The sequence below is a fragment of the Actinomadura barringtoniae genome, from assembly GCF_017573505.1.
Lineage (GTDB): Bacteria > Actinomycetota > Actinomycetes > Streptosporangiales > Streptosporangiaceae > Spirillospora > Spirillospora barringtoniae.
Map to the genome: position 1 here is coordinate 505,445 of NZ_JAGEOJ010000005.1, position 17,466 is coordinate 522,910.

Consider the following 17,466-nt stretch of genomic DNA (forward strand, 5'->3'; position numbering starts at 1 on the left):
CTGACTTCGCCTACGGCTCGTCACCCGCTCAGGTAGCGCGCTCGCGAGCGCGGCCGGGCTTTGCGCGGCGTCACGCAGCCGGGCTTTGCGCGGCGTCACTCCACGGGGGCTGTGCCGGAGTCGGAGCGGAGCACTCGGAGGTGGCCGCGGCGGCCTACCTCGGTGCCCTGGCCGACCGGCTCCTGGCGCCCGCCGGGGGCGGGCTTGGCGGCCTCCCGGACGGCGTCCGCGAGGGCCTCCAGGTCGTCGTCGCTGGGCTCGGCCTCTTCACCGACGGGCAGCCGGACCAGCTCCCAGCCCATGGGGGCGGTGAGCCGCTCGGAGTGCTCGGCGCACAGGTCGTAGCAGTGCGGCTCGGCGTACGTGGCGAGCGGCCCCAGGACCGCCGTCGAATCACGGTAGACATAGGTGAGCGTGAAGACTGCGGGCGCCTTGCAGGCGGTGCGGGAGCAGATGCGGACGGGGCTCACGATGGCCGACCGTACCCCGGTCCCGTCGCCTCCGCCACCACCCCGCAGCACGTGTCGCCGTTACCGGTCGATTTACCCTCGGAACGCTACATACCGTGCGGTGTCCGGCGCTCAGCGGCGCGGTCCCGGCCGGTGCGGGGCGGTTCCCAGCCAGCACGCGATGGCCGCGCCGCGGGCGCGCACGCCCAGCTTGGCGAAGATCCTGTTCACGTGGTTCTTCACCGTGTACTCGGACACGACGAGCAGGCGGGCGATCTCGCCGTTCGAACGCCCCTGCGCGATGAGATCCATCACCTCGGTCTCCCGCTTCGACAGCCCGAGATCCGCGCATGGCCGTCCTGCCGCGCCCGGCAGCCCCGGCGTGTCCGCCGCGGCGGGCCCGTCCGTCGCGGCGGTCCAGGCCGAGGCGGCCCGGTCCGCTGCGGCCGGCCAGGGCGAGGCGGCCCGGTCCGGTGCGGCCGACCCGTCGGTGGTCGGCCGGTCCGAAGTGGCGGGCCAGGTCGAGGCGGAGGCTGAGCCCGAGGCGGCGGAACGGTCGGGCGAGGCTGGGCGGCCGGATGCGCCGGACCCGCCGGATGCGGCGGAACGGTCGGGACGCGCGAGTCGGCCAGGCGCGGCGGAACGACCGGGTGCGGCGGGACGGTCGGGCCGCGCGAGCCGGCCGGGTGCGGCGGAACGACCGGCTGCGGAGGAGCGGTCGGGCGGGGTCAGGGGGCCGGGGACGGCGGGGGCGGGGGTTTCTCGGATGGCGGCGACCACGGCTCGGCCGGCGGCCGGGGAGAGGGGACAGGCGCGGTCGGCGGCGGTGTCGCGGACGGCCGTGACCAGCTCGTCCACGTCGAACGCGCCGTGCACCAGGTAGCCGGTCGCGCCGTTGCGGATGGCGGCTCCGACGACGTCGGCGTCCGAGTCGTACGACAGCATGAGGACCCGGGCCAGTTCGCTGAGCGGCCGCGCCGCCGCGACGCCGTCCAGGACCGGCATGCGGACGTCGAGCAGGACGACGTCGGGGCGCAGGCGGCCGGCCTCGGCCACGGCCTGCTCGCCGTCGCCCGCCTCGCCGACGACGTCCAGGCCGCCCGCCTCCAGGAGTGATCTGAGGCCCGTGCGGACGACGGGGTTGTCGTCGACGACCAGGACCCGGACCGTTGAACCGCTCATGACGCCTGCCTTTCGGGTGATCCGGTCCTCGGAACGAACGCCGGCGGGCCGGGCACGATCGCCTTGACGGTGGTCCCGGCGCCGGGGGCGGAGCCGACCTCGAGGTCGCCGCCGACCCGGCGGACCCTTTCGCGCATGCCGACCAGGCCGTAGTGACCATCGCGCGTGAACATCGAGAGCTCGTCGTCGGCGGGCGGCTCGAAGCCGCCGCCGTCGTCCCGTACGGTCAGCTCGATCCGGTGGGCCGTGTCGAGCCGCAGCCGCACCTCGACCGACCGCGCACCCGCGTGGCGGGCCACGTTCGACAGCGCCTCCTTCAGGACCGCGACGACCTCGTGCCTGATCAGCAGGGGGACGTCGCGGAGGCCTGGCTCGTCCTCGACCTCGGTCTCCAGCGGAACGCCGTAGGCGCGGCTCCATTCGGCGGCGGTCTGGCCGACGGCCTCCACCAGCGGGCCGATCTCCTCCCGCAGGTCCGCGATGAGCCCACGGGCCTCGCGCGAGGCGATCTGGAGGGCGTCGACGATGTCCCTCGCCGCGTGTTCGGCACGGTCGGGAGAACGGCGGATCCACGTGGGCAGGGCGGTCGCCGACAACGCGATGCCCTGCAAGGTCTTGGCCAGGGAGTCGTGCATCTCGCGGGCCAGGCGCGCGCGTTCCTCGGCCGCCGCGGACTCCGCCTCGGCCCGCCGCCGCGCGGCCTCGGCCTCGGCGTACTGGTCGAAGAGGCGCCGCAGCGCCACCCCCGCGCACGCTGCCAGCGGGTAGAAGCCGGGCAGGGCGACCAGCGTTCCGGCCGTGGCGACGCCGTCGGCCGCCGTCTCGCCCAGGCCGACGGCCGCGTAGTAGAGCAGGATCTGCGCCACGCAGATCGCCAGCATCCAGCGCCAGGGGTACATGACTCCGGCGATGGCCGAGGTCAGCACGGTGAAGGCGAAGCATGGGCCGCTCACCCCGGTCTGGGCGAGGACCGCGACCACCAGCAGCGCGTCCAGCCACCACAGCGCGGGCCACTTGGTCAGGCACGGGAGAACGGTTCGCCAGGCGAACAGGACGAAGGCCGTCTCCAGCGTCAGGACCGCCATCGTCGCCAGCGACGGGCCGTCCAGCCGGTCGGGCGGCAGCTGCGGCACCGCCATGGCCAGCCCGAGCCAGCGGAACAGCAGAAGCAGCCTGAGCGCGACGCCGAGCCGGGCCCAGGCGGGCGCGAGCGGCTCCGGGACGCCGTCACAGCGGATCAGCCTGCGCATAGGACCTCATCGGACATGCGCATGGCGTCCGACCGCTGGAACAGCCCCATGATCTGCCGCGAGTTGTCGATCTTGAACGCGCAGCCGCCGGTCGACTTCGCCACGTCGCGCAGCTCAGGGGCCACCCCGCCGTCGAAGTCCAGCGCGATGACGTTCACCGGGCGGGCCGGGTCGAAGCTCGTCCCGACCTCCTTCAGCGCCTTGGCCTCGCCTGAGTGGCGGTCGCGGCCACCGGCACCGCTCGCGCCGCCCGCGGTCAGCACCAGCACGATGTTGAGCCTGTCCTCGGCGTAGTCACGCTTCATCTGCCGGTACGCCGCCGCGATCGAGGCGTACAGCCCGCCGCCGCCCACCGGCCGCCGCTGCACCTGCCGGAGCGCCTCCTGGAGGCGCAGGCGCTGGCTGACGCCCGCCGCGGAGGTGTCACCGAGCTCGGCCACAGACGCCAGATCGCGGTACGAGCGCCCGCGGCGTCCGGGCGACACCGACCACAGGCCGAACGAGGCGTCGTCGCGCATGGCGGCGAAGCCCGTGGTCAACGCGCTCAGCATGGCCGAGAGCCTGGCGCCCGGGCCGTTGGTCGGGACCGGCGAGGGACCGGAGGCGGCACGCGGCGGGTCGATCAGGACCAGCACGCTGGTGGCCTGCTCGAACTTGAGCCAGGCGTCCCGGATCCGCGCCGCCTCGCCGTCCTGGAGCACGGGCCGCTGCCCGGTGGCGGCGGCGCCGCGGAGGCCGATCTTGCGCAGGTCGCCCGCCGTCCGTGCCGAACGCAGGTCGGCCTGGAACGTGGCGGCGATCCGCTTGGCGTCGGGGTTCGGCGTGAGGACCGTGTAGGGGAAGTCGAGGTCGGGCGAGCGGTGGCTGGACGCAGGCCGGACCACGATCATCTTGCCGGTGGAGGCGGCGCCATTGGAGGCGGCGCCATGGCCGTTCAGCTGCGTCACGGTCTGCTCGGGCAGGACCGCGACCTGGCGGGTGCCCGCGCCGGTCAGGCTCGCCTGAACGTTCGCGCCGCCCTCGCCGGGGTCGAGCACCTTGGCCGCGCGGAGCATCCGGGTGAACGTGCCGAGCTGCCTCGATCCCGTTCCCGACTGCAACCACATCGCCAGCAGCGAGACCATCCCCGCCCCGCTGCGGGCCGGATCCAGCATCCGCAGGCGCAGGCTGTCGGCAGCGCTGTCCGCCGCACCGCCCGCCGCGTTGCCCGCGCCGGCCCCCGCGTGGGCGAGGACGCCGAACCCGTTCCGCCGCAGCCGGTCCAGGTCGGCGCCGAGCGCGCCCGAACGGGCTGCGGGCACGGAGAAGACGAGCGGCGAGGAGGCCACTGAAGGCGTCTGCGCGGCCGGGGGCACCTTCGAGGCGCCGGATCCGCCGCGCGATCCGCCGCGCGCGAGGTTCACCCACAGGGAGGAATCGGGAATCCAGACGTCCGGCCCGGACCTGCCCCCGGCGAGCGCGCCCGCCGTCACCGACGAGGGCGAGGCGGTCACCCGGACCGTCACGCAGTGGCCCGCCCCGCGCTGGGAGGCGTTGAAACGGTCGGCGGCCGCGGTGATCGCCCCGGCCAGGCCGGGATCGGCCACCACGCTCAGTGATCGCGCCCGGCCGCCGCAGCCCGACGCGCCGCGGGCCAGCGCCCACCCTCCGGCCCCGAGCAGCAGGCCCGAGGCCAGCGCCACCGCCGCCACGACGGTCAGCCGGTCCTGGCCTCGGGAGGCACCGGGTGCCGGAGGACCGGGAGTTGAGTACGAGGGACCCACTCAATACGACCCTTCTCGCACTATGGCCCATATAGGACCAAAAAGACCACAAGGATCAGCGGTACACACCCTAGACACTCGGACCACTCAAGATCATAAAAAGCCCGATATCCGGCCTGGCCGGCTACGGGCCGTGCGGGACGCCCGCGCGGCACCCGCGCGACACCCGCGCGACGCCCGCGCGGCACCCGTGAAGGCACCCCGCACCACGTTCCGTGATCACAACGTCACCGTGACGCCGACGGGGATGGCGAGCCCGGAGAGGTAGTCTGGTCGGGTGCGATCCCGTGTGGCAGGCACGCGGCGCCGCGACAGGCACGGTCGCGGCCTCCGTGGCCCTCTGACGCCCCCGCAGGCCCCGGCCTCCCTCACTCGCGCGGAACGCTTCGACGGCATCGTGCGCGACGAGGTACGCCGCCTCGAGCAGCACTGGGGCCGCGAGCTGGCCCAGGTGGAGTTCGCGGTCGAGGACGTGCCCGACCTTCCCGCCGACTTCGACGGGCCCGTTCCGCTCGGCCAGACCGCGCCCGGCATCGCCGGGCGCCCCGTCCGCATCGTGATCTTCCGGCGGCCGACCGAGGCGCGCGGCTCCGGCGACGCCGAGCTGAGCCTGCTCGTGCGCGACCTCCTGGTGAAGGAGATCGCGGACCTGCTCGGCCTCTCCCCCGAATCGGTCGACCCCAGCTACGACTCGCCCGACGACTGAGAGCGGGCCGGGCGAAATGGGCCCCGGCGCATCTGGTGGAAGCCGCCACCGTCCTTCATGATCACCGAGTGACCGTGATCATCCGCGGCACGGTCACTCCGGTGACACATGAAGGACGGCCATGCGACCTCTCCCCCCGTTCCCCCGTGCGGGCAGACCGGCTGCGGCCGGGCTCCTCGCCGCCGCCGCCGCGGCCACCACGATCTCCGCCACCGCCTCCCCCGCCGCCGCGTCGCCCACCAGGCCGGCCGTACGGAGCGCGTCCACGCCCGTCTACTTCCTGCACGGCATCGACTGGAACCACGGTCACGCCGGCGACGCCCAGGTCAACTGCGAGAGCGCGTGGACGGCCGCCAAGACCGCGCTCAAGGACCGCGGCTGGACCGGCGACCTGATCACCTGGGGCTACTACGCCAAGGACACCCGCTGCACGCGGAAGTTCGACGGTGACCTGAACACCCGCATCCAGGAGCTGGGCAGGCAGTTCGCCTGGGACGTCCACGACCACTACACCAAGTACGGGCAGCCCGTGGACGTCGCCGCCCACTCCATGGGAGGCCTGGTCGTACGGGCCGCGATCGAGGGCGTGAGGCGGTACGGCCAGAACAAGGACTGGCCGGACAGCCTGGCCATCCAGGACGTCGTCACGTTCAGCACGCCGCACACCGGCACGAGCTGGGCGACGACCTGCACCGCGCTCAAGGGCTGGAAGCAGTGCAGCGACACCAGGCCGGGCAGCGGCTTCCTGAAGTGGTCGGGGCAGAACCCGCAGGCCGGCGGCGGTACGGACTGGACCCTGATCGGCGCGAGCGACGACGACATGGTCACCTCGGGCTCGGCGACCGGGATGCGGGCCAGGCACAAGACGATCTACGCGTCGGGCCAGGGCCTGGAGCACGGCACGATCAAGAACAAGGGCACCGGGGACACCTGGAAGGCCAAGTACACCGACGACTACGGGACGACCTGGAAGAACCGCACGGGCCCCGGCCCGCTCCGGCTGCTCTACGACGCCCTGTACGACGCGTCCTCCGCCTGAACACGAACTCCGCCTGAACACGAACTCCGCCTGAACGCGAAATGCCTTCGCCCCGACCATGAACGGCATGGTCGGGGCGAAGAGTGCGGGGTGAATCAGGAGGCGGGCAGCTTGGGGGTCGTGATGGTCTGCGTGGCACTGCAGCGCGCCTTCGCGCCCGTGCCCTGGCACACCTTGACGGTGTACTTGGTGATGAACGAACTGGCCGCCGGGTAACCGAAGCCGCGCTCCAGCTTCTTGGTGAACGCGTGGCTCTGGGTGTTGTGCGTTCCGCGCTTGGTGTACGCGGTCACGTAGAAGTACGCCTTGCCGCCGAGCTTGTTATAGGCGGACACCTTGCCGGTCGCGTACTTACCGAACGTGATGGTGCCGTGGGCACGCAGCTTGCGGTTCTTGGCGGTCGAGCACTTCTTGGCCTTGGGGTAACAGACGTCGAAGGGCTTGACCGGCGCGGCGACGGCCGCGGACGTGCCGGCGGCAGAGGCCGAGGACGCGCCGGCGACGGCGGCACCCGCGGAGCCGGTGCCCGCGGCGGCGACGCCGTCGACACCGGCGCCGAGCGCGAGGGAAAGGCCGCCCAGGACGGCGGCGCCGCGAACGCGGCGGGGGGTGGCGGTCTTCATCTATGTGTCCTCTCGGAGGGATCACTGTGACGGCACCGGCGGGGGCGGCACCGCTCATGATCATATTGGCCCGTCCGGGCGCTCCTCCGGTAGAAGCCACGGGGCCCTCGCACTAGTGCCCAGGCACCAGTCGCCGTGCGTCAGTGGATGACGGCGGTCTGCGAGTCGCCCACCGGCGGAAGGGTCACCGTGGTCGCGGCGGGCTCCAGCGGAAGCACCGTGAACAGGGCCTTGTCGCCCTTGCCCGTGGTGAGCGTCCGGGCCGCGTGCACCGGTCCCGAGCCCTCGACCGGGACGACGAGCACGCCGTAGCCGTGTTCACCGCCGCGCGGGCCCGCGATCTTGACCTCGGTGGTCCGGCCCGCGGGGATCTTCACCACCTGCGGGCTGCCCGGTCCCTGGCCGCCGATCGCGGTGATCCGTACGCTCGCGGCGCCCGCCGGGGCGGTCAGCTGGAGCGTGGAGTCGAACCGGTTGTCCGAGATCACCGCGCCGGTAGGGCTGAGCGGCGCGGTCGCCGTACCGAAGCCCACGTCACCGCCGCGCTGCGCGTCGAAGCCCGCGACGATCGGCCGGTCGGAGACCAGCCGTACGGCGGCGGGCTTGCCCGACAGCGCGCGGTCCAGTTCCAGCGGGGTCACGGTCTCGGCGGGGGCGTCCAGCACGTCCTGGCCCTGCGGGGCGAACGCACCGTTCGGCGTGAGCACCTGCACCTTGATCCGGGCGTCCTCGGAGCCGGGAACGCCGACCAGCAGTTGCCGGTTGCCCTCCCCGCTCGGGATGCCCGGCACGACCAGCGTCTTGGCGGGCGCGGGTGACAGCGGCATCCACTCGATGCCCTTCTTCTTGCCGATCCGCACCCGTACCGAGGCGGCGACCCGGCCCGTGGTCGAGTGCACCCGCAGCGCCAGGTCGCGCGCGGTGGCCAGGATGTCGCCGAGCCCCTCCGGCGACTTGCCGAGCGGGATGATCCTGGTGCTGTACGGCTCGACGGGCGTTCCCTGGCCGTCCGGGGTGTCCAGCGGCCCCTCGCCCGACAGCGCCGTGACGTCCACGGAGGCGGGCTGTGCGTCGACGTTGGTCAGGTAGAGATCCAGCTTCTCAGCCGCGATCGGCCCCGGCCCGAGGAACCACAGGTCGGTGCCCGGCCGGGCACAGCGCACGCCCGCCAGCCCGCGGTCGTCGCCGCCGGGCCAGTACGTGGTCCGTTCGGCCTCCAGCCCGGACGCCAGCGCCCCGGACCCGCGAACGGTGTAGGAGTCCTGGCCGTGCGTGATGTCCTTGGCGTAGGACTCGCCCGGGTTGGGGACCGAGGCGACGACCTTGCCGTCGCGGGTCTGCACGATGTCGGCGCGGCCGGACCCGCTCCGCGCGGGCGCCAGCACGCTCACCCGCCCGTCCTCGTGGGCCGGGCAGACCATCATCGTCGAGGTCAGCGCGGCCTCGACGGGTTTGCCCGCCGCCCGCGCGGGAGCGTCGGGACGCGAGAGATCGGCCGCGCCGTACAGAGCGGCGAGCGCGATCAGGACCAGGCCCGCGGTGGCATAGCGCAGCCCGAGAAGCCGGAGGAGCCTGTCCATCAGGAGCGCTCCTCGCTGCCGACCCGGTCGTCCGAAGAGGCCTCCGCCTCATCGCCGGGCGACGACGGCTCCGGAACCTCACCGCGCCACGCGCGCCGCAGCCGCCGAACGCCCCGGAGCCGCCCGGGAGACTCGATCCCGTCCTCCGCCGCGTCGTCCTCGCCCACGCCGCTCTGAACGCCATGAGAGCCGCTGCTACGAGACGGGGTGGTCTCGGAGACCTCCCTCTCGGACCTCTCGGAGCCACTGCCGGAGTCGCCGGCGCGCGGTGTGGCGCGGTGGGAGCCGCTGCTCCGGGACCGACGGCCCGGAGACGACACGGGCTCCTCGGCCGGGAGGTTCTGAGTCGTGGAGGGCTCGGGTTCGGCGGGCTGCTCGTCGAGATCCGGGCCGTCGAGCGACAAGGTGTCGCGGGCTCGGCGGCGGAGTGCCTGGGTGCCCCGGTCGGCGCGGCGCGCGGCCTTGCGGGCCAGCGTGCCGGCGCGGCGGCGGCCCCGGGACTCGGACTCGGCCTCTGCGGCGGGCGCGCCGGGCAGGGCCAGCACGGCGACCGCGATGACGGCGAAGGCCTGGACGGCGATCCAGGTGTGCCGCATCCACATGCCGCGGGTCAGCTCGAACTGGCCGCCGGACGCCGGGATCTCGTAGCCCTGGGCCCAGCCGTCGACCTTCTCGGACTTGAGCGAGTCGCCGTTCAGGCTGGCGTGCCAGCCGCCGTCGGCGGGCTCGGCGAGCAGCAGCGTGCGGGTGCTGTCGCCGGGCGGGATCTGGACGGCGGCGTCGGTGTGACCGGCCTCGAGCGGCGTGATGGTCTGGCCCTCCATGAGCATCAGGCGGCCCGCCGGGGACGGCAGTCCCCACGTTCCGAACGCGTCGCTGCGGGCGAGGCGGGTCAGCTCGGGGTCGGCGTCCAGGACCTCGGTCAGCGGCTCCCTCTCGGGGCGCGGGACCAGGACGTACTGAACGCCCATCCGGGTCAGCGCCCTGCCCTCGCCGCCGCGTCCGCCCGCCAGGCCGGACACCAGGTCGTCGAGGCGGTTGCGGAGCGGACCGGTCACCGGGGTCTCGGCCTCGCCGAGCATCGGCTCGGTGCCGCGCAGCAGCGTGTAGGCGACGCGGCCGGTGGGCTCGCGGTGCAGCACGAGCGTGCGCGGGCCGGTGGAGTCCTGGACGAACGAGGGGATCGTGTCGGAGGACACGCGCCCGACCGGGTCGCCCGCGCCGCGGACGATCCAGGTGCCGGCGGCCAGGGCCGGGACGGTGATGGCGGCCAGCACGATCAGCGCGCCGAACGCCCGGTAGGTCAGGTGGCGTCCGGCGAGGACCTCGGTGCCGCGCTGGACGAGCGCGGTCGCCGCCAGCAGCACGCCCGCCGCCGCGAAGACCAGCGCCACGCCGGGCCAGGCGGGCGCACTGTCGGCGCCCTTGCTCACGGTCGCCGTGCTCACCAGGATCGCGACGAGCGACCCGAAGATGGCCAGCATCCAGCCCGCCAGGACGGCGGTGCGGCGGCCGCGCAGCGGCAGCGCGCACAGCGCGATGGCGAGCAGGCCGTAGGTCGTCCATTGCGCGGGAGCGCCGGGACCGCCCGGGTTGAGCGCGAGCAGCTCGCGCGCGGTCGGGACCGGGGACGTGGTGTGCAGCCCGGCCTCCAGCAGGAACCGGGACGGGTGCACGATCATGCCGAGCGTCCACGGCAGCAGCAGGAGCGGCGGGACGGCCAGCGCGATGACCAGGTTGCGGCGGCCGCGCGGCCCCTGGCGCCCGGCGAACAGCGCCCAGGTGAGGCCGCCCGCGGCCAGCGCCAGCGGCCAGGTCAGCGGCACGAACGCCATCGCGATCGTGAGCAGCAGCGCGACCGCCCAGGACGCGCGCCCGGCCCGCTTGGCCCGGGCGATCGGGTCCGCGTCGGCGGCCGAACGGGGCAGCCCGTACATCCGCGCCACCTGGACGGCGATCAGCGGCAGCAGCACGATCACCACGGCGGCGCCGAGCCGCCCGCCCGCGATCGCGCCGGTGGCGGCGGGCAGCAGCGCGTAGACCGCGGCGAACCAGGCCCGTACGACCGAGGCCGGGATCCGGCGGCGCGCGGCACGGCGGCCCGAACGCGGCGTCTCAGGAACGACCAGGCGCGCGGCCAGGTAGGCGGTGAGCCCGGCGAGCGGAACACTGCCGAGCAGCAGCACCGACACCACGACCCACGGCTTGCCGAACGCGAGCGTGGACAGCACCGCGAGCACGCCCACGTACGGCGGGCTGCCCTCGGCCGAGCCGAGGCCGACCGGATGCCAGCCCGAGACGTACTGGCTCCACAGGTCGCTCGCCCCGCCCCACGCGGGCACGAGCGCGCCGCCGCCCAGCCGGCTCGCGGCGGTGAGCAGCGAGCGCTCGGCGGCGATCGACACGACGGTGAGCGCGATGACCAGGACGATGCCCGGGTGCGCGAGCAGGCGGCGGACCGGGCCCGGTCCCTCGGGGATCGGGATGTCGTCGGGGGCCTCGCGGCGGCTCGCGTCGCTCTGCTCGGCGAAGTGGCTGGTGATGGTGTCGAACGCGTGGCGCGCGGCCACCCAGCGCGGCTGGAAGCGTTTGATGCTGCGGTAGACGTGCCTGCGTCCGTCCGCGCGAGCCGCCCGTGCGCGCCGCAGCCGTCCCGGGGACCTCAGCACGTCGCCGAGCGCGCGCACCTCGTCCCGTGCCGCCTGCGGTTGTTTGACGACCAGCAGGAGGAGCGCGCGGACCAGCGTCGACCACACGTTGCGCGCCAGCGCCCTGAACATCACGCCGAGCGGAAGGTTCGCCAGCAGCGTGTAGAGCGCGTTGCGGCGGTCCCGTCGGCGGGCGCTCTCGGCGGCCATGCCGATCTCCCGCACGCCGCGGCGCGACGCCTCGGCGTGGAAGACGACGGCGTCGCTGACCGCGACCACCCGCTGGCCCGCGGCGTGCGCGCGCCAGCAGAAGTCGATGTCGTCGCGGAAGAGGCCGAACTCCAGGTCGAAGCCGCCGAGCCGTTCCCAGACGTCGCGGCGCACGAGCATGCCCGCACTGCTCACCGCGAGCACGTCCCGGATGCCGTCGTGCTGGCCCTGGTCGAACTCGCGGCGATCGAGGCCCGTCTCGCGGCGGCCCGCGCCGTCCATCGCGACGCCGATCTCCAGCAGCACCCGCCGGTCGGTCCAGTCCCGCAGCTTGGCGCCGAGGACGGTCGCGTTGGGGTCGTTGTCGGCCACCCGCAGCAGCAGCGCGAGCGCGTCGTGCGCCGGCGCGGAGTCGTCGTGCAGCAGCCACACCCATTCGGTGCGCTGTTCGCCCGGGTTGTCCTCGGGGACCGGCAATGAGGCGGCGGCATGCCGCAACGCCTCGGCGACGGCCTCGCCGTAACCGGTGGTCCGGGGCAACGTCAGTACGTTGCCGGCGCCCACCACCTCGGCGAGAACGGCCGGGCCGCGGTCACGGCTTCCGGTGTCCACCGCGACGAGCCGTTGTACGGGCCGCGTCTGGGTCAGCAGTGCCTTCAGCGTCTCGGGCAGCCAGCGCGCACCTTCGTGCGCGACGAGGACGGCCGTGACGACATGGCGATCGGGAGTGGGCGACAAGGTGCGCTCATCTGGGGGTCGACAGTCAGCAGCCGTGCCGGCCGGTGGCCGGCACGGCTGACAACTGTACGCGTGCCCGCGGGGACCCGCCCCGGGATCCCCCCACACATCCGGAACCGCGGTCGTGAGAGCGTCCGCGCGACTCCGGTGGAGGTCCGTCGATCAGACGGCCTGCCGCTTCAGCTTGCGGCGCTCCCGTTCTGACAGACCCCCCCAAATACCGAAACGTTCATCGTGCTGAAGCGCGTACTCCAAGCACTCCGCCCGCACCTCGCATGCCCGGCACACCTTCTTGGCTTCGCGAGTCGAGCCGCCCTTCTCCGGAAAAAAAGCCTCCGGGTCCGTCTGCGCGCACAACGCGCGCTCCTGCCAGCCCATCTCTTCGCCGTCTGTGCCGTGCGCCAGCGGGATCACTACCTCGCTCACAGCGCACCTCCTAGCCCGTGGAGCCCCCTGGTCAATGCCTTCCCTCGAGCTCCATCCCCCGAGAAGGCATAGAACTACACCCACGAAATTACACGCGTGTAGCGCCCGCCCCGTCAAGCGGAACAAGTTTCCGGGGGGACATAGGCGGCTATTTGGGTATGGCTGCGTTCCAGTTTGACCGGCGATCACTTCTGGCCGTTAAATAATCACCGCCGCGGAGGCAGTCTCGGCTGCCGTCCGCGGCGGTGATCTTCGCCGTCTGTGAACGTCGATTGACGCTGGTTGTCGCCGCGCGTTACCGCCGCCGTCACAGCGGCAGGTTAGCGCCCGGCGTTACTGCGGCGGGCGGTTGTCGCGATACCAGTCGCCGCCCTCTTCGGACTGCTGGCCCTGCTGACCCTGCTGCTGGCCGTAGCCGGGCTGCTGGTAGCCGCCGGACTGACCGCCGTACGCGCGGGTCCACTCGCCCTCACCTTCGCCCTCGGCGGCGGCGTCGGCTGCGGGCTGCTGCTGGTAACCCTGCTGCTGGCCGTACTGCTGCTGGCCCTGCTGCTGGCCCTGCTGGTCGTAGCCGGGCTGCGCCTGCTGCTGGTAGCCCTGCTGGCCGTAGCCCTGCTGCTGCCCGTACTGCTGCTGGTCATAGCCCTGCTGGCCGTACTGCTGGCCCTGCTGGCCCTCGGCGCCCTGCTGGTAGCCCTGCTGCCCGTACTGCTGCTGGCCGTAGCCCTGCTGCTGGCCGTACTGGTCCTGGCCGTAGCCCTGCTGGCCCTGCTGGTAGCCGTAGTCGGGGTAGCCCTGACCGACCTGGCCCCCCTGGCCCTGCGGCTTGGACGGCTGCATGCCCTGGAAAACGGTGAAGATGTACCAGCCGCTGACGCCGATCACCGCGATCTTGGCGGCACCGATCAGGAACTCGGCGAACTTCTCCGACGCCGACGGGCCGGTCTTGATCGTCACACCGCTGATGCTGCCGGACTCACCGCCCGCCAGCAGTCCGCCGAACCAAGCGATCACGGTGAAAAGGGCGATGGCGCCGAGCACCCCGAGCGCGCCCATCACGATCAACCGGGCGTTGGGGGTGACGGTGTCGCCCCAGGTGACCAGCAACACGGCGACCACAAGCAGGCCGACCACGGTGATGCCGGTGAAAACGCCCCCGGTGATCTCGTTATAGGCGTGGTACTTGAATCCCCCATCGCCGGAGAAGAGGCTCACGAGTCCTGCGACCAGTTGCAGACCGGCGGCGGCGAGCAATACCCAGGCTGCCGGTTCGCGCAGACGCTGGACGGCTTCCTTGTTCACGACCATCTCTCCAGACGAGGGAATCGGTTTACAACCCAAAGCTTTGCACATCGCGAGCCCCGGCGTCCGCAGGGCAATGATCGTTCCCCGATGTGGTCACCGCCGCAGGCCACAGACCCCCCTCAAAGGCGTACCAACGTGCAGATCGCCCGCCCCGCCGCCCTAGGCTTGCCCGCATGAGGATCGTGACGCTGGCGGGCGGCATCGGCGGGGCCCGCTTCCTGCGCGGACTGCAGGCGGCCGCCCCCGAGGCCGAGATCACCGTCATCGGGAACACGGGCGACGACATCTCCCTCTTCGGCCTGCGCGTCTGTCCCGACCTGGACACCGTGATGTACACCCTCGGCGGCGGCATCAACGAGGACCAGGGCTGGGGACGGCTCGACGAGAGCTTCACGGTCAAGGAGGAGCTGCTGGCGTACGGGGTCGGGCCGGGCTGGTTCGGGCTCGGCGACCGCGACTTCGCCACCCACATCGTCCGCACGCAGATGCTCGCGGCGGGCTACCCCCTCTCGGCGGTCACCGAGGCGCTCTGCGACCGGTGGAAGCCGGGCGTACGGCTGATCCCGATGACCGACGACCAGGTCGAGACGCACGTGGTGGTCGACGACCCCGACCAGGGGCGCCGGGCGATCCACTTCCAGGAGTGGTGGGTGCGGCTGCGCGCCTCCATCCCGGCCCAGTCGATCGCGGCGGTCGGCGCCGAGGAGTCCAAGCCGGCGCCGGGCGTGGTCGAGGCGATCGAGGCCGCGGACGTGGTGATCTTCCCGCCGTCCAACCCGGTGGTCAGCATCGGCACGATCCTGGCGGTGCCGGGCATCCGCGCCGCGGTCGCGACCAAGACCGTGGTCGGCGTCTCCCCGATCATCGGCGACGCGCCGGTGCGCGGGATGGCCGACGCGTGCCTGACCGCGATCGGCGTGGAGACCTCGGCCCAGGCGGTCGGCGAGCTGTACGGTCCCGGCCTGATCGACGGCTGGCTGGTCGACGACGCCGACGCGGCCGTACGGGTGGACGGCGTCGAGGTCCGTTCCCGGCCGCTGCTGATGAGCGACCCGGAAGCGACCGCAGCCATCGCCCAGGCCGCACTGGACCTGGCCCTGGAGCTCAAGGAACTCGACAAGTGAACTTGCAGGTCTTCGGCCTTCCCGGCCTCCCGGAGGTCAAGGAGGGCGACGACATCGCCGCCCTCGTCCCGGCGGACATGCTGGAGGACGGCGACATCCTCGTCGTCACGTCCAAGATCGTGAGCAAGGCGGAGGGGCGCGTCCTGGTCGCCGATGACCGGGAGAAGGCGATCGACGCCGAGACCGTGCGCGTCGTCGCCCGGCGCAAGCACCCCGGCGGCGAGACCCGGATCGTCGAGACCCGGCAGGGCCTGGTGATGGCCGCCGCCGGAGTCGACGCCTCCAACACCGAGCCCGGGACCGTACTGCTGCTGCCCGCCGACCCCGACGCGTCCGCTCGCGAGCTGCGCGCCGCGCTGCGCGAGCGCACCGGCCTGAACGTCGCGGTCATCGTGTCGGACACGCTCGGCCGCCCCTGGCGGATCGGCCTCACCGACGCCGCGATCGGGGTGGCCGGGCTCGCGCCGCTCGACGACTTCCGCGGCCGCGAGGACACCTACGGCAACCGCCTCGAGGCGACCGTCACCGCCGTCGCCGACGAGCTGGCCTCGGCCGCCGAGCTGGTGAAGGGCAAGCTGGACGGCGTCCCTATCGCGGTCGTGCGCGGGATGGGCTCGCTGGTGACCGCGGGCGACGGGCCCGGCGCGCGCGTCATGGTCCGGCCCTCGCAGGACGACATGTTCCGCTACGGCTCGGCCGAGGTGCTGCACGCCCGCCGCACGATCCGCGAGTTCACGCAGGAGCCGGTGGACGGCGAGGCGGTCCGGCGCGCGGTCGCCGCCGCGATCACCGCGCCCGCGCCGCACCACACCACGCCGTGGCGGTTCGTGCTGGTCGAGTCGGCCGAGACCAGGACCAGGCTGCTGGACGCGATGCGCGACGCCTGGGAGGCCGACCTGCGCCGCGACGGCTTCACCGAGGAGTCGATCACCAAGCGGCTGCGGCGCGGCGACGTGCTGCGGCGCGCGCCGTACCTGATCGTGCCGTGCCTGGTGATGGAGGGCTCGCACGACTATCCGGACGAACGCCGCGGCGGCGCCGAACGCGAGATGTTCGTCGTCGCGGTCGGCGCCGGCGTGGAGAACCTGCTGGTCGCGCTGGCCGTCGAGGGTCTCGGCTCCTGCTGGGTGTCGAGCACGATGTTCTGCCGCGACGTCGTACGCGAGGCGCTGGACCTGCCGGACGAGTGGGACCCGATGGGCGCGGTCGGCGTCGGCCACGCCGCCGCCCCGCCCCGCGACCGCCCGCCGCGTTCCCCCGACACCTTCATCGAGGTCCGCTGAACGCACCGATCTTGCTCTCATGGCCCTTTATCGCTGCCCGAGAGGGCTATGAGAGCAAGATCGGCGTATTTCTCAGCTCCAGGATTTGATGGCGTGGGTGACATCGTCCGGGGTCGGCCAGCGCAGCAGGCGCGGCATCGTCTCGGGGATGCCGTTGCGGCGGGCGGCCGACTCCGCCAGCGTTCCGTCGGGGGCGCGGAAACCGAAGCGTTGCAGGCTCTCGCGGGCGGACCGCGACCCGAGCGCGGAGAAGAACGCCGCCGCCGCGTCGCGCCGCAGCGGGTCCGGGGTGGTGATCACGAACGGGTGGTCCAGCGTCAGCGTTCCCTCGCGGGGCGCCAGCGCGACCACGGGGTTCGGGCGGTGCGCGTCGTTGTAGGCGACCACGGCCTGCTCTGAGGTGACGGCGAGCGGCCGGCCGAAGCGTTCCAGCCCGCCGAGATCGGCCAGCGGGGCCGCGGCGCCACCTCCGGACACGTCACCCGGCACGCCCCGGCGCAGGTCACGGACCGTTCCGGCGCCTGGCTCGGCGACCTGGTCCATCGCGATCAGGGCGAGCGTCCCGGTCATGCCGACGCCGGGCGCGGTCGTACGGCGGTTCAGCGTGATCCCGTCGGCGTCCGGCTCGTTCAGCAGCTTCCACGCGGGCTCGACCCCCGCGTCCTTCAGCTCGGCGGCCACCGGCCGGGTCGTCGCCAGCACGATCGGCGAGACCACCAGCGACGGCGCGACCTGCGGCAGCGTGCCGAGACCCGAGCTGCGCGCGACGCCGAGCCACAGCGACGACTCGGGGATCCACGCGTCGGCGCCCTGCCGGGCGGCGGGCTTGCGGACATAGTCGGCCGGCGTGACGGCCGCGATGTCGGCGCGCACGCAATGGCCGCCGACCTCGCGCGACTCGACGTTGAAGCGGGCGGCGGCGTCCCGCAGCGCCGGGGCGAGCTCGGGCTGCGCCGCGACGCGTACCCGCAGCTCCGACCCGCCGCACGACGCGGAGAACGCGCCGAGCGCCCACGCGCCGCCGCCGAGCGCGCCGGCGGCCAGCGCGGCGGCCACCGCGATCACGGGCCAGCGCGGGCGCCTGGCCCCGGTCTCTCTCACCACGCGGATACAGAAGCACATCGGCGGCGGGGACGTCCA

Annotated in this window: 14 protein-coding genes; 4 read left to right on the forward strand and 10 right to left on the reverse strand. The window is 73.3% G+C overall.

The features are described 5' to 3' along the window. Window positions 1-95 precede the first annotated feature (95 nt). From J4573_RS15125 to J4573_RS15140, 4 genes are all read right to left on the reverse strand, one after another. Window positions 96-470, reverse strand: a complete 375-nt coding sequence (locus J4573_RS15125) for a DUF3499 domain-containing protein (RefSeq protein WP_208256064.1) — start codon at window positions 468-470, stop codon at window positions 96-98. A 111-nt stretch (window positions 471-581) separates the two neighbouring features. Next, complete coding sequence (locus J4573_RS53995; RefSeq protein ID WP_243772971.1) at window positions 582-1,631, reverse strand: response regulator transcription factor; 1,050 nt, start codon at window positions 1,629-1,631, stop codon at window positions 582-584. Continuing rightward, a complete protein-coding gene (locus J4573_RS15135; RefSeq protein WP_208256066.1) occupies window positions 1,628-2,881 on the reverse strand; it encodes a sensor histidine kinase in 1,254 nt (417 codons plus the stop codon). Before J4573_RS15135 ends, J4573_RS53995 begins: the two co-directional genes overlap by 4 nt. Further along, the gene (locus J4573_RS15140) at window positions 2,869-4,644 is read right to left on the reverse strand and encodes a substrate-binding domain-containing protein (RefSeq protein WP_208256068.1); all 1,776 of its coding nucleotides are present in this window, start codon (window positions 4,642-4,644) and stop codon (window positions 2,869-2,871) included. The genes J4573_RS15135 and J4573_RS15140 overlap by 13 nt, the downstream gene beginning before the upstream one ends. Before the next feature lie 277 nt (window positions 4,645-4,921). On the opposite strand from J4573_RS15140, the gene J4573_RS15145 reads away from it, so the two are divergent. Together J4573_RS15145 and J4573_RS15150 are read left to right on the forward strand one after the other, a co-directional pair. Further along, on the forward strand, window positions 4,922-5,350 hold the full coding sequence (locus tag J4573_RS15145; protein WP_307796641.1) for a metallopeptidase family protein: 429 nt from the start codon (window positions 4,922-4,924) through the stop codon (window positions 5,348-5,350). 121 nt (window positions 5,351-5,471) lie between these two features. Further along, window positions 5,472-6,389, forward strand: coding sequence for an esterase/lipase family protein (locus tag J4573_RS15150; RefSeq protein ID WP_208256070.1), 918 nt, complete (start codon window positions 5,472-5,474; stop codon window positions 6,387-6,389). 95 nt (window positions 6,390-6,484) lie between these two features. Here J4573_RS15150 and J4573_RS15155 read toward each other — a convergent pair whose 3' ends face one another. The 5 genes from J4573_RS15155 to J4573_RS15175 all read right to left on the reverse strand — a co-directional run bounded on the left by J4573_RS15155 (window position 6,485) and on the right by J4573_RS15175 (window position 13,916). Then, window positions 6,485-7,012 carry a hypothetical protein gene (locus J4573_RS15155; RefSeq protein ID WP_208256071.1) on the reverse strand — a complete coding sequence of 176 codons (528 nt, stop codon included), beginning with the start codon at window positions 7,010-7,012 and terminating at the stop codon, window positions 6,485-6,487. A gap of 140 nt (window positions 7,013-7,152) precedes the next feature. Then, entirely contained in the window at window positions 7,153-8,592 is a 1,440-nt protein-coding gene (locus J4573_RS15160; RefSeq protein ID WP_208256072.1) for a DUF5719 family protein, read from the reverse strand. Continuing rightward, window positions 8,592-12,188: a glycosyltransferase family 2 protein gene (locus tag J4573_RS15165; RefSeq protein WP_208256074.1), complete on the reverse strand. Its 3,597-nt coding sequence runs from the start codon at window positions 12,186-12,188 to the stop codon at window positions 8,592-8,594. The genes J4573_RS15160 and J4573_RS15165 overlap by 1 nt, the downstream gene beginning before the upstream one ends. A gap of 162 nt (window positions 12,189-12,350) precedes the next feature. Next, a complete protein-coding gene (locus J4573_RS15170) occupies window positions 12,351-12,566 on the reverse strand; it encodes a WhiB family transcriptional regulator (protein ID WP_153537861.1) in 216 nt (71 codons plus the stop codon). Window positions 12,567-12,947: 381 nt separating this feature from the next. Next, on the reverse strand, window positions 12,948-13,916 hold the full coding sequence (locus J4573_RS15175; protein ID WP_208256158.1) for a hypothetical protein: 969 nt from the start codon (window positions 13,914-13,916) through the stop codon (window positions 12,948-12,950). Window positions 13,917-14,092: 176 nt separating this feature from the next. Between J4573_RS15175 and cofD the strand changes: the two genes are divergently transcribed. Continuing rightward, a complete protein-coding gene (gene cofD, locus J4573_RS15180; RefSeq protein WP_208256075.1) occupies window positions 14,093-15,043 on the forward strand; it encodes a 2-phospho-L-lactate transferase in 951 nt (316 codons plus the stop codon). Continuing rightward, on the forward strand, window positions 15,040-16,326 hold the full coding sequence (locus tag J4573_RS15185) for a coenzyme F420-0:L-glutamate ligase (RefSeq protein WP_208256076.1): 1,287 nt from the start codon (window positions 15,040-15,042) through the stop codon (window positions 16,324-16,326). Before cofD ends, J4573_RS15185 begins: the two co-directional genes overlap by 4 nt. Window positions 16,327-16,398: 72 nt before the next feature. On the opposite strand, the gene J4573_RS15190 is transcribed toward J4573_RS15185, so the two are convergent. Then, the gene (locus J4573_RS15190) at window positions 16,399-17,430 is read right to left on the reverse strand and encodes a substrate-binding domain-containing protein (protein WP_208256077.1); all 1,032 of its coding nucleotides are present in this window, start codon (window positions 17,428-17,430) and stop codon (window positions 16,399-16,401) included. Window positions 17,431-17,466: the final 36 nt, after the last annotated feature.

What these genes read in the sequence shown, in the direction of transcription:
- J4573_RS53995 (WP_243772971.1), bottom strand. Translation starts at nt 1,631, where the DNA reads ATGAGCGGTTCAACGGTCCGGGTCCTGGTCGTCGACGACAACCCCGTC.
- J4573_RS15135 (WP_208256066.1), bottom strand. Translation starts at nt 2,881, where the DNA reads ATGCGCAGGCTGATCCGCTGTGACGGCGTCCCGGAGCCGCTCGCGCCC.
- J4573_RS15150 (WP_208256070.1), top strand. Translation starts at nt 5,472, where the DNA reads ATGCGACCTCTCCCCCCGTTCCCCCGTGCGGGCAGACCGGCTGCGGCC.
- J4573_RS15155 (WP_208256071.1), bottom strand. Translation starts at nt 7,012, where the DNA reads ATGAAGACCGCCACCCCCCGCCGCGTTCGCGGCGCCGCCGTCCTGGGC.
- J4573_RS15160 (WP_208256072.1), bottom strand. Translation starts at nt 8,592, where the DNA reads ATGGACAGGCTCCTCCGGCTTCTCGGGCTGCGCTATGCCACCGCGGGC.
- J4573_RS15170 (WP_153537861.1), bottom strand. Translation starts at nt 12,566, where the DNA reads ATGGGCTGGCAGGAGCGCGCGTTGTGCGCGCAGACGGACCCGGAGGCT.
- cofD (WP_208256075.1), top strand. Translation starts at nt 14,093, where the DNA reads ATGAGGATCGTGACGCTGGCGGGCGGCATCGGCGGGGCCCGCTTCCTG.